Consider the following 12,417-nt stretch of genomic DNA (forward strand, 5'->3'; position numbering starts at 1 on the left):
CTATTAAACCCGAAATCTCCCATGATACACTTTATTCAAGGAAGCTAATGAACCGCAGGGAGGTGAAAGGTCATGCTACATTGGGCAGTGGTATTCTTCATCATCGCGATCATCGCGGCGGTATTCGGTTTCGGTGGCATTGCAACAGCGGCGGCCGGTATCGCAAAACTGCTCTTCTACCTGTTCCTGGTTGTCGCCGTAGTGATGCTCGTGGCAGCTCTCTTGGCTGGCCGCGGCATTACTCGATGACACGGCATGAGGTACGACCTTCAATCGAGGCGGCGCAAGCCGCCTCTTCGCTGTCACCCCTTAGCCAGTTCCTGCCGGATGCTCTGCAATTCTTCTCTTCTTTCCTCGGACACAGCCGGATATTTCATCTTAAGTCCCTCCAAAAGGTCCAACAGCACCTGCGCCACGATGAGTCTCGCGTTCTTCTTGTCATCCGCCGGGACGACGTACCATGGTGATTCCTTGGTACTGGTCGCATTAAGGCACTCCTCGTAGGCATCCATATACCGCTTCCAGAGCTTGCGCTCGTCGATGTCTCCACGGTCGAACTTCCAGTTCTTCTCCGGGTTGTCGATCCGCTCCAGGAAGCGCTTGCGCTGCTCCTCCTTGGAGATGTGGAGGAAGAACTTCACGACGCGCGTGCCGTTGCGGGCAAGGTGCGCTTCCAGGTCGGTCATGGAGCGGAAACGGTCGCGCCAGATCCCCTTGCGGGCGGCCAGGGCATCGGGCAGGTTCTCGCCGGCCAGGATCTCCGGGTGCACGCGGACGATCAGCACCTCCTCGTAGTAGGAGCGGTTGAAGATGCCGATGCGTCCGCGCTCCGGCAGACGCCTCATGCTGCGCCAGAGAAAGTCGTGGTCGAGCTCTTCCGCGCTCGGGTGCTTGAACGAGTAGACCTCGCACCCCTGCGGGTTGATTCCCGACAGGACGTGCTTGATCATGCTGTCCTTCCCAGCCGCGTCCATCGCCTGGAAGATGAGCAGGATGGACCAGCTGTTGTTCGCGTAGAGGAGCCCCTGCAGGGCGCTCATGCGTTCGATCTGCTCGTTCAGAAGCTCGCGGTACTCCTCCTTGGATCGGTAGAACGGATCTACCGAGGTGGGGGACTTTCCCAGCTTCACTTGGTCTTTCGGCTTCACCCGGAACTGCTCGGTAGGAATCTTCATGCGCCTCTCCTCGTCGGTTGCGACAGTTTGAGGCTAGCGCAGTTTGCCCGGTTTTCAATGAGAGTGCAAAAGCCTGAGGTTCATTGGCCCGCATCGGCGCTCTCAACGACAAGCGTGACGCCACGTTCCCTCCCCCGGAGGGGGAGGGGCAGGGAGGGGGCTCTTCGGGGTGCCGCGGCTTCCCCCCTCCCAACCTCCCCCCTCCGGGGGGAGGAGTGATGGACGACTACTACTTCTCGTTTCTAACCAGGAGCTTGGACATCATCTGCTTGGCGGACTGGCTCATGATGCCGCCGAGGTTCGGGTCACCTTTGAAGAGCGAGGCGACGAAACCCTTTGCTTGGTCGAAGGTGATGTGCGGCGGCAGGGGTGGGACGTCCGGGTCGCACATGGCATCGATCACCACCGGCCGCCCCGCTTGCAGGGCGGTCTTCCACGCCTCACGCACCTGCCCCGGGTCCTCCACCCTGATCCCGTCCAGGCCGAGCATCTCGGCGTACCCTGCGTACGGGAAGCGCGGGATGTCCTGTGAGGCTGCGAACTTGGCGTCGCCGTTCATCACCCGCTGCTCCCAGGTCACCTGGTTCAGGTCCCCGTTGTTCAGCACCAGGATCACTAGATTCGGGTTGCTCCACTGTTTCCAGTATTTGGCGATGTTCACGAGACCGTTGATCCCCTGCATCTGCATGGCTCCGTCGCCGACCATAGCGATCACGGGACGGTCCGGGTAGTTCATCTTCGCGGCGACGGCGTAGGGAACCCCCGGGCACATGGTGGCGAGCCCGCCGGAGAGCGAGGCCATCATGCCGCTGCGAAGCTTCAGGTCGCGGGCGTACCAGTTCGCCGCCGAGCCGGAATCGCAGGTCAGGATGGCGTGGTCCGGCAGTTGCGCCGAGAGCTCCCAGAAGAGGAGTTGCGGGTTGATCGGGCTCGCCGCGAGCTTCGCCCGCGCCTCGAGCACCTCCCACCACTCCGCCACGTCCTTCTCGATCCCCTCACGCCACGACCGGTCCTGTTTTTGTTCCAGAAGCGGAATCAGCGCCCGCAGGGTGAGCCTCGCGTCTCCCTGCAGGTTGACCTCCATCGGGTAGCGCAGGCCGAGCATCCTCGGGCTGATGTCGATCTGCACCCCGCGCGCCTGATCCTCCTTGGGGAGGAACTCGGCATAAGGGAAGCCGCTGCCGATCATGAGCAGGGTGTCGCACTCCTTCATCATCTCCCAACTCGGCTTGGTGCCCAGAAGACCGATGGAACCGGTCACGTAAGGGAGATCATCCGGGAGGACCGCCTTGCCGAGGAGCGCCTTGGCGACACCGGCGCCCAGTTTCTCCGCTGCGATGGCAACCTCTTCACCGGCCCCCAGCGCCCCCGCGCCTACCAACATCGCCACCTTCTTTCCCGCGTTAAGTACTGCTGCTGCCCGCAGCAACTCATCGCGCTGAGGAAGCACCTCCGGCCGGGAAAAACCAAGCCCGGTGAAGGTCGAGCCATGCTTGCGCACGGGCGCGGCGACCTCGTCCTCCTCCTGGACGTCGCTGGGGAGGATGACGCAGGTGACGGTGCGCTCGGCTAGGGCGATCCGTATGGCGCGGTCCACCAACTGCCGGACCTGTGCCGCACTGGTCGCCATCTGCACGTAGTGATGGGCCACATCCTTGTAAAGCGAGAGGAGGTCGACTTCCTGCTGGTAGTCCGCCCCCATGGCCGTGGTTGCCTGCTGCCCCACGATCGCCACCACGGGCTGGTGGTCTAGCTTCGCGTCGTAAAGACCGTTCAACAGATGGATGGCGCCCGGACCGGAGGTGGCGATGCAGACCCCTACCTCGCCGGTGAACTTAGCGTGGGCGCAGGCCATGAAGGCGGCCTCCTCCTCGTGGCGCGTCTGTATGAATGAGACCTTCTCCTGTTCCCGGTTCAGGGCGCCCATCACCCCGTTGATGCCGTCCCCGGGATAGCCGTACACCCTGCGCACCCCCCAGTCGTAGAGGCGCTGCACCAGGTAATCGCTGGCTGTTGCCATGTGACCTCCCTTGTTCATTAGATTGATTAATTCTAATTTGACTCCAACAGTCTAGAGAGGGAGGCCGCATTGTCAACCCAGACGCGCCGCCGCGGTTTTTTCGGGGCTCCCTTGACAACCAAACTCGCCTTGATAAAAAAGGTTAATCTTTTTTCATCTTCCTTTTCATTGGTCCTGGGCCTTGAAAACCGCCGCGCGAGGGAGAGCGATGTCCGAGATTTCCAGACGCACCTTCTTGTGGATCACGGGTGGCAGCAGCATTGCGCTGGCGACCGATCCTCCGCGCAAGCTGGTCAACAAGCTGATCCCCAAGGTGGTCCCACCGGAGGACATCCGGCCCGGGCACTGGACCTTCTACGCGACCACCTGCCGCGAATGTCCGGCCGGATGCGGCATGCACGTGGCGCACCGGGACGGCCGCGTCACGAAGGCCGAAGGAAACCCGGAGCACCCGGTAAACCGCGGCGGGCTCTGCGCGCGCGGACAGTCCTCCCTGCAGGGGCTCTACGACCCGGACCGCGTGGTCAGCGTGCTGCAGCGCGCAAGCGACGGCAAGACCGGACGTAAGAGCTGGGACGAGGCGCTCTCCGCGATCTCCTCCCGCCTGGCCGCGGGGGGAAAGCCGGCCATCCTCTCCAGCCTGCAGACCGGGGCCCTCGCCGATCTCATGAAACGCTTCGCCGCCGCCTTCGGCTCGAACCGGGTCCTCTTCTACGAGGCGTTCAACTACGAGGCGCTACGCGCCGCACACCAGCGCGTTTTCGGACTCCCCGTCATCCCCCGCTACGACCTGGAAAACAGCGACTTCATCCTTAGCTTCGCCGCCGATTTCCTGGAGACATGGGTCTCCCCGGTTTCCTACGCGCGCCAGTTCGCGGCCATGCACGGCTACCATGAAGGAGCCGCCCCGAACCGGATGGCCTACGTGGGACCGCGCCTCTCCATGACGGCGAGCAACGCGGATCACTACCTCCAGGCGGCACCGGGAGAGCTCCGGCTTGTTGCGGCCTCGCTTCTGAAGATCATCATGGACCGCGGCTGGTCTCGAAATGACGTCTCGGCGGTGCGACCGGCGGTGGAGGCCCTCATCGCGTCCTTCCCCCCGCCTGCCGTCGACCAGGGGAGCCTGGTCGCCCTGGCGCAGGCCTTCAGCCATGCACGCCGCCCGGTGGCGCTGGCAGGACCCGGGGCGGCGAGCGGCCCGGCGGCAACCGACGCGGCCCTTTGCGTCGCCCTTTTGAACTACGCCGCAGGCGCCGTCGACACCACGGTCGACTTCTCCCGCCCCCATGCCCTGAGTGACAGCGCGCGCGACCAGGACCTCGATCTCTTCTTCTCGTCACTCGGACCGCAGGACGTCCTCTTCGTGCACGACACGAACCCTGCTTACAGCAGAAGCGGGGCGGCGGCCCAGATCGGCAGGGCTGGGATGGTGGTGTACTTAGGCTCGCTGATGGATGAAACCGCCTCCCTCGCGCACTGGGTCCTGCCCATCGACACGCCCCTCGAGTCCTGGGGGGAGTACCAGCCCGAGCCGGGCATCAACGGCCTGATGCAGCCGACCATGGGGCGCCTCCACGACACGCTCGGTACGGGGGACGTTTTCCTGGCCCTGGCGCGAAAGGCGGGACGGCCGCTCGTCACGGAGCATGGATCGGCTCCCCAAGACTTCCAGGGATGGCTCAGGGAACGTTGGAACGGAAGCGACCGAAACTGGAATGCGGCTCTGGGACAGGGAGGAGCGTGGCAGACGGCAGCATCGGGTTCCGACGGGAAGCCTTCGCTGCATCCCGAGGGCGTGACCTTCGCCGCGCGACCGGCCGCTGTTCCGGTACGTCGTGACGAAGCGGAACTCTGGCCCTGGCCCTCCATCATGCTCTTTGACGGCAGGCTCGCGAACCGCGGTTGGCTGCAGGAGGCACCCGACCCGGTGACCTTCTTCGTCTGGGGAAACTGGATCGACCTCCACCCCCGGAAGGCGGCGACGTTGAAGATCGACGACGGGGACCAGGTGCAGCTCACCACCGCCTCCGGTTCGCTCCGCGCGACGGTACGCATCACCACCGAGGTGAGCGAGCACGCCGTGGCGGTCGGCCTGGGACAAGGGCATGCGGCACTCGGCAGGAACGCGCGCGGCGTTGGGGCGAACGCCTTCGTGCTCCTCGGCGGACAAAAAAGCGGCTTCTTCACCACCTGTCGCATCAGCCGCGTGACCGGAGACGCCCTCCCCCCGATCCGCACCTCGATAGAAAGCAAGCAGTTGCACCGCGACGTGGTCCAGTCGGTGCGTTTCTCCGTGCTGCGCGCCATGAAACCCGGGGAGGGTGACCGCCTGGATCTCCCGCTTCCCGAGGATTACCGCCCGGAGCATGACATGTACCCGCCGCACCAGCACAACAAGCACCGCTGGGGGATGGTCGTCGACCTGCAGCGCTGCATCGGCTGCGGTGCCTGCGCCGTCGCCTGCTACGCCGAGAACAACGTAGCGGTGGTGGGGAGGGCGCTCGTCGCGGACGGGCGCGAGATGGCGTGGCTCAGGGTCCCCCCCTACCGGGTGCCGGAAAAGCCGTGGCGCTACGCCTGGCTGCCGCTTTTGTGCCAGCACTGCGACGCCGCCCCCTGCGAGCCGGTCTGCCCGGTGTTTGCGGCGGTGCACAACGAGGAGGGGCTGAACGCACAGATCTACAACCGCTGCATCGGCACGCGCTACTGTTCCAACAACTGCCCCTACAAGGTGCGCCGCTTCAACTGGGTGAACCTGGAGTGGAAAAAGCCCCTGGACCTGCAGCTGAACCCGGAGGTGACGGTGCGCCAGCGCGGCGTCATGGAGAAGTGCACCTTTTGCGTGCAGCGCATCCGGCAGGCCGAGTACAGGGCCGCGCGCGAGGGACGGCCGGTCCGGGACGGCGAAATTGTTCCCGCCTGCGCCCAGACCTGTCCTGCCGGGGTGTTCACCTTCGGGGATCTCATGGACCCGAACGCCGCGGTGACCCGGCTCACCCGCACCGATCCGCGCCGCTACCACCTGTTGCACGAGCTGCACACCAAACCCGCGGTGACCTTTCTTAGAAGAGTGGAGAACGACCTGGTTTGAGTCGGACGTCGGACCAGTCAGACTAGTCGGACTAGTCGGACTAGTCGGACCGGTCTGACTGAGTCCGACAATGGAGAGCCCCCCTTGCCTGAAATGAGCTACGGCCAAATCAACGATGACGCCCTGAACCCCATGGGCAAGCCCGGCCTCGCGTACCTGCTCGCCATCGTGATGCTGGCGGGGCTTGCGGGGCTCGGGGCGCTCAGCCTCATGTACCAGACCCAGGCGGGGATGGGGGTCACCGGACTTAACCGCCCCGTGGGATGGGCGGTCTACATCACCAACTTCGTCTTCTGGGTAGGGATCGCCCACTCCGGCACCCTCATCTCCGCCATCCTCTACCTCATGCGCGCCAAGTGGCGCGACGCCGTCTCCCGATCCGCCGAGGCGATGACCATCTTCGCCGTCATGACCGCGGGGCTCTTCCCGCTCATCCACTTGGGACGCCTTTGGGCCGCGTACTACATCGTCCCCTACCCCTCTCAGCGCGAGCTCTGGCCCAACTTCGTGAGCCCCCTGGTCTGGGACGTCCTCGCCGTCACCACCTATCTCACCGTGAGCCTCATCTTCTGGTACATCGGCCTCGTCCCCGACCTCGCGGCGGCGCGCGACCGCTACCGCGCGGAACTCGGTCCGGAACACCTGAAGAGCAGGATCTACCGCGCCCTCGCCCTCGGATGGTCCGGGTCGGGAACCCAGTGGCATCACTACGGCCGTTCCTACCTCTTCTTCGCCGCCCTGGCCACGCCGCTCGTGGTCTCGGTGCACTCGGTGGTCTCCTGGGACTTCGCCATGAGCCTGCTACCCGGCTGGCACAGCGCCATCTTCCCCCCCTACTTCGTTGCCGGCGCCATCCACTCCGGACTTGCCATGGTGCTTACCCTGATGATCCCGATGCGGAAGCTTTTGCACCTTGAACGCCTGGTGGAGATGCACCACTTCGAGATGCTCGCCAAAACCATCGTGCTGACCGCCACCATCGTCGGGTACGCCTACGCGGTCGAGGCGTTCATCGCCTGGTACTCCGGGGATGTCACCGAGTGGCAGAACCACAAGTGGCGCGTGTTCGGCCCCGTCGCCTGGATGTACTGGCTCTGCGTCGTCTGCAACGTGCTCGTCCCCTGGCTCTTCGTGTTCCGGCGCATGCGCACGAGGTTCCTCCCCCTGCTGGTGGTCTCGCTCCTCGTGAACCTAGGCATGTGGTTCGAGCGGCTCATGATCATCTACACCTCGCTGGCGCACGACTTCCTGCCGCACAACTTCGGGCGCTACCTCCCCACCTGGGTGGAACTCACCATCACCGCCGGCTCCTTCGGCTTCTTCCTCCTCTTCTTTTTAGGCTTCACGAAACTCCTCCCGACCGTCCCGCTCAGCGAGTTGAAGGGACACCTGGCCGAAAAGGAAGTGGTGCCGACCGGCGCGTGCAGCCACCGCGTGCGCCCCGGACTGCCGCAACATCGTCCCGCCGTGCTCGCCGTCTTCTCCAACGCCGGACGCCTGTTGCAGGCCGCCAAGGGATGCTGCGACGGCGGCTTCAAGGTGATGGAGACCTTTTCGCCGGTGAAGGTCGAGGAGCTTTCCGGGGTGATGAAGCACGCGAAGAGCCCGGTGCGCTGGTTCACCCTGGCGGGCGCCCTCGCGGGGCTTTCCGGCGGCTTCTGGCTCGCCGGCGGAACCGCGCTGGTGAACCGCCTCGTCGTCGGTGGAAAACCTCCGCTCTCCTGGGTTCCTTTCTGCGTGGTCGGCTTCGAAGGGACCATTCTGATCGGGAGTCTCGCCAACCTGGCCGGGCTCGTGCTCTTCGCGCGCCTGTTCCGGCTCGAGCCGCACCCCTTTTACGACCCGCGCTTCTCGCGCGACAAGTTCGGCCTGCTGATCTCCTGCGGCGCCGATGAGTACGAACGCCTGAAGGCGCAACTGGCCCCCGCCCATCCGGAGGAACTCCATGTCCACCAGTGACCGGCCCTCGACGAAATCCTGGCTCGTGCTCTGGCTGGTCCTCGCCGCCGCCGGGTGCGCCGTCTGGCTCTACCTTCTGAACGGTGCGGACGAGGCGCGCGTCTGGCGGGCGCTCCTCGTCAACTTCCTCTTCTTCACCCCGCTTTCGGCGGGACTCGTCGTCTGGCCCGCCATCGTCGCGACCTGCAACGGCAAATGGCACCACCCGGTCGAGCGGCCGGCGAACTCGGCCATCGCCTTCGCCCTTCCGTCGCTCGTAACGCTCCTCATCCTGTGGTGGGGGAGTGCGCGCTGGTCCCCCTGGAACGGCGTGAACCACCACCAGGGGGCGTGGCTCCACCCCGGCTTCCTCTTCGGGCGCGATCTGGCCGTCCTCCTTCTCTTCTGGGGGCTTGCCCTGTACCACCTGCGGGCCAAACGGAAGGGAGAGGCCGCGCGCTCCGGCGCGGTTCTGGTGCTGGTCTACTGCCTCGCCTTCTCCCTCATCGGCTTCGACCTGGTCATGGCGCTCGATCCCCTCTGGCACAGCAACCTCGCGGGGGGCTACTTCTTCATCTCCGGGCTCTACATCGCCATGACCTGCTGGGCCCTCTTGTCCGCCTGGCACCCCGAGGCGGGACCGGATCAGCTCCACGACCTGGGGAAACTGACCGTCGCCTTCAGCCTCATGACCACCTATCTCATGTACGCGCACCTCCTACCCTTCTGGTACGAGAACCTGCCGCGCGAGATCAGGTTCCTGTTGCCGCGCATGCACGCGCCCGAGTGGCGCCCGTTGAGCTTTTTCCTCTTGGGGCTCGTCTACTTCGGGCCGCTCGTGCTTCTTCTCCCGATCCGGACCAAGCGCAGCCGCGTCGCCCTCGGGACGGTCGCCTTCATCGTCCTGTGCGGCCTCTGGCTTGAGCGCTGGTGGCTGGTGGCGCCTACCTTCGACCCGATGGCGCACCTCGGTCTCGCCGAACTCTCCCTCGCCGCCGGTTTCGCCGGTATCCTCGGTCTCGGCATGCTCGGCGCGCGCAAGAGCGGAGGTGCTCCTTGAGCGGCCCGGAGAAAAAGGGGGTGCCGCGCTGGGCGTCTTATGCCGCCGCGACCGCCATCCTCGCTTCGGCGCTCGCCGCACTCGTCTACCTGAACCGCCTCTACCCGGTGGGGCTCGGGCCGCGCCAGCCCATCCCGTTCAGTCACCGGGTGCATGCCGGGATCAAGCAGATCAGCTGTTTCATGTGCCACGACGCCGCCGCGCGCTCCTCCCGGGCCGGGATCCCGCCGCTTCAAACCTGCCTTTTGTGCCACTCCCGCATCATCCGCAACTACCCGTGGATCGCGCGGCTCAGGGGGCACGTGGCGCAGAACCGGCCGGTGGTGTGGGAGAGGGTGAACTGGCTCCCCGAGTTCGTCTATTTCGACCATTCCATGCATCTCATGCGCGGCGTGGACTGCGGTCACTGCCACGGCGACGTGCGGCAGATGGACCGGGTGGCGGGAGCGCGCAAGTTCGAGATGGGCTTTTGCATCCGGTGCCACAAGGAGAACCGGGTCACCCACGACTGCTTCGTTTGCCATCGGTAGGGAAGGTTCAGCCTCCGCCAGTCCCCCTCTCCCTCCGGGAGAGGGTGCCCACAGGGCGGGTGAGGGCGTTGCCACGAAGTGAAGAATTGCATCTGCCGACGCCCTCACCCTGCCCTTCTCCCGGAGGGAGAGGGACGTCTTAGGAGAAGTCGATGACCAACCTGTTCCGCAAGCCGCAGAGCGCTTCGTTGGCCTTCATGGTCGCCGGCGCGGTCTGGTTCGTGGTGGGCGCCGTGTACGGCATGTTTTCCGCCATACACCTGGTGGCGCCGGAGTTCCTGCCGCACGTGGCACCGCTCGTCTTCGGACGGGAGCGCCCGGTCCACGTCAACACCATGCTCTACGGCTTCGTCGGCACCATGCTCACCGGCATCGGCCTCCACTACGTTCCGGCCCTCCTGAAGACGCGCCTTTGGTCCGAGCCTCTAGGGTGGGTCACCTTCCTCTTCTGGAACCTGACCGTCCTGAGCGGCCCGTTAGGTTTCGCCTTCGGCTTCACCCAGGGGCGCGAGTACAACGAGTACGTCTGGCTCGCCGACGTCTCGCTGGTCGTCGCCGTTCTCTGCATGATCGTCAACGTGACCCTCACCATCATGCACCGGCGCGAACCGCAGCTCTACGTCTCCATCTGGTACTTCGTGGCGACCTTCCTCTGGACCGCCTGCAATTACCCGCTCGGCAACGTCATGTGGCACCCGGCCACCGGCGCCATGCCCGGCCTGATCGATTCCATCTTCCTCTGGTTTTGGGGACACAACCTCCCGGGGCTTCTGATCACCCCGCTTGCCACCGGGGCCGCCTACTACGTCATCCCGCGCGTAGCGAAGACCCCGCTCAACTCGCACACCCTGTCCCTTCTCGGCTTCTGGCTCCTGATCGCGCTCTACAGCCACATCGGCGGCCACCACGTGCTGCAGTCCCCCATTCCCAGCTGGCTGAAGACGATCTCGGTGGTCGACTCGATCTCCATGGTGCTGCCGGTCTCCATCGTCGTGATCAACCTCTGGCTCACCGCACGCTTCGTCGGCGGACGGGTCTGGAGCGACCCGTCGGCGCGGCTCGTCATGGCGGGGGTCGTCTGGTACATCGTCACCTGCATCCAGGGGCCGTTGCAGTCGCTCCCCTTTCTGCAGCGCGTGACCCATTTCAACAACTGGACCGTAGGCCACGCCCACATCGCCATGCTCGGCTTCGGCGGCTACATCGCCCTCGGCGCCATGTGGCACACGCTTCCCCTGGTGAGCGGCCGCCCCGTCTACTCGCAACGGCTCATCAACCTGCAGTTCGGCCTGATCACCTTCGGCCTCACCGGCTTCTTCATCGTCCTCACCATGGCGGGGCTCGTGCAGGGGACGGCCTGGTACAACGGCGAGACCGTGGTCAGGGTGCTGCCGCAACTCATCCCCTTCATGGCGATGCGGGCGGCACTCGGCGTCTTCATCCTGAGCGCCTCGATCGTGGGACTCTTCAACGTCTACATGACGCTGCGCGGCGCAAAAGAGCCTGAAGCGCTGCGGCGCCTCGAGGAGGCGACATGAAGATGACTCCGGCCTTCGTCATCGTCGGAGCGCTCCTCGTGTTCTGGGCCTCCGCCTTCATCATCGTCGGGATCCCGTCGCTCACCATGAAGGAGACCCCCTCGGAGATCTGGCGCCCGCTCACCCCGCTGGAAGCGCGGGGACACCGGCTCTACGTCGAGAACGGCTGCAGCTATTGCCACTCGCAGTTCATCCGGGTGATCGACTGGGGTATCGGGGCGGAGCGGATCGCCAAGGCGGGGGACTACGTCGGGATCGAACCGGCCATCCTGGGGAGCGAGCGCACCGGTCCGGACCTCTCGCAGGAGGGGGGGGAGCACAGCGACGACTGGAACCGGGCGCACTTCCTGGACCCGCGCAACACGACGCCGATCTCGCTCATGCCCGCCTGGGACTTCCTCTCCGACGGTGAGATAGAGGCGCTCATGGCATACGTTCAGGGGCTCGGGGGGAAAGCGGCGGACTTGAGGGTAAAGCGGCAGCGGGATTGGAAACGCCAGGCGGTGGCGGCTTACGCCGCCGGGGTCGATGCGAACATCGAGTGGCTGCACGGCCAGGTCCCGGAGGTGTGGCGCAGGATGCCTAACCCTTACCCGGCGACCGAGGCGGCGCTGCAGCGCGGCAAGAGGATCTACCAGCAGCTGTGCATCAACTGCCACAGCCCGATCGGCGACGGCAACGGCCCGGCCCAGCCGCACCTGAGCCCGCCCCCCTTGAACTTCACCATACTCAGGCGTCACCTCGTGGAGAACAGGTACATCGGCGGGATCTTCTACTACCAGATCATGAACGGCATCACCGGCACCGCGATGCCGTACTTCAAGAAGCACCTGGAGTCGGAGAAGATCTGGGACCTGGCCAACTACCTGGCCGTTTCCTTCGTCGGCTACACCGATGCCAACACCGATCCGCGCGGCATCGACGCCTCCTACGAGGGGGGGTGGGTGAACCGGTACCTGCCGCCGGCGGTGACACCGGGGCGGTAGACGGGATCGGGCCAGTCGCCTGGACATCCCCCTCCCCTTGCGGGAGGGGGGCAGGGGGTGGGGGAAAACGCCATCA

General features: G+C 65.2%; 9 protein-coding genes. 7 read left to right on the forward strand and 2 right to left on the reverse strand.

Translation table 11 applies throughout. The features are described from left to right. Positions 1-72 precede the first annotated feature (72 nt). On the forward strand, positions 73-249 hold the full coding sequence (locus tag D6Z24_RS02705; RefSeq protein ID WP_129124998.1) for a DUF1328 family protein: 177 nt from the start codon (positions 73-75) through the stop codon (positions 247-249). A 53-nt stretch (positions 250-302) separates the two neighbouring features. Here D6Z24_RS02705 and D6Z24_RS02710 read toward each other — a convergent pair whose 3' ends face one another. After that, entirely contained in the window at positions 303-1,175 is an 873-nt protein-coding gene (locus tag D6Z24_RS02710) for an ADP-polyphosphate phosphotransferase (RefSeq protein WP_129124999.1), read from the reverse strand. Between the two features lie 229 nt (positions 1,176-1,404). Then, positions 1,405-3,195 (reverse strand): thiamine pyrophosphate-requiring protein, encoded by a 1,791-nt coding sequence (locus tag D6Z24_RS02715; RefSeq protein WP_129125000.1) that lies wholly within the window; start codon positions 3,193-3,195, stop codon positions 1,405-1,407. 208 nt (positions 3,196-3,403) lie between these two features. Between D6Z24_RS02715 and D6Z24_RS02720 the strand changes: the two genes are divergently transcribed. The 6 genes from D6Z24_RS02720 to D6Z24_RS02745 all read left to right on the forward strand — a co-directional run bounded on the left by D6Z24_RS02720 (position 3,404) and on the right by D6Z24_RS02745 (position 12,341). Then, entirely contained in the window at positions 3,404-6,289 is a 2,886-nt protein-coding gene (locus D6Z24_RS02720; protein ID WP_129125001.1) for a molybdopterin-dependent oxidoreductase, read from the forward strand. Between the two features lie 93 nt (positions 6,290-6,382). Further along, positions 6,383-8,248, forward strand: coding sequence for a quinol:electron acceptor oxidoreductase subunit ActD (locus tag D6Z24_RS02725; RefSeq protein ID WP_246014568.1), 1,866 nt, complete (start codon positions 6,383-6,385; stop codon positions 8,246-8,248). Continuing rightward, positions 8,235-9,287: a polysulfide reductase NrfD gene (locus tag D6Z24_RS02730; RefSeq protein WP_129125003.1), complete on the forward strand. Its 1,053-nt coding sequence runs from the start codon at positions 8,235-8,237 to the stop codon at positions 9,285-9,287. Before D6Z24_RS02725 ends, D6Z24_RS02730 begins: the two co-directional genes overlap by 14 nt. Continuing rightward, positions 9,284-9,817, forward strand: coding sequence for a cytochrome c3 family protein (locus D6Z24_RS02735; RefSeq protein ID WP_129125004.1), 534 nt, complete (start codon positions 9,284-9,286; stop codon positions 9,815-9,817). Before D6Z24_RS02730 ends, D6Z24_RS02735 begins: the two co-directional genes overlap by 4 nt. 152 nt (positions 9,818-9,969) lie before the next feature. After that, a complete protein-coding gene (locus D6Z24_RS02740; protein WP_129125005.1) occupies positions 9,970-11,355 on the forward strand; it encodes a cbb3-type cytochrome c oxidase subunit I in 1,386 nt (461 codons plus the stop codon). Then, positions 11,352-12,341 carry a cbb3-type cytochrome c oxidase subunit II gene (locus tag D6Z24_RS02745; protein WP_129125006.1) on the forward strand — a complete coding sequence of 330 codons (990 nt, stop codon included), beginning with the start codon at positions 11,352-11,354 and terminating at the stop codon, positions 12,339-12,341. Before D6Z24_RS02740 ends, D6Z24_RS02745 begins: the two co-directional genes overlap by 4 nt. Positions 12,342-12,417: the final 76 nt, after the last annotated feature.

It is taken from the genome of Geomonas oryzae (assembly GCF_004117875.1).
GTDB classification, from domain to species: domain Bacteria; phylum Desulfobacterota; class Desulfuromonadia; order Geobacterales; family Geobacteraceae; genus Geomonas; species Geomonas oryzae.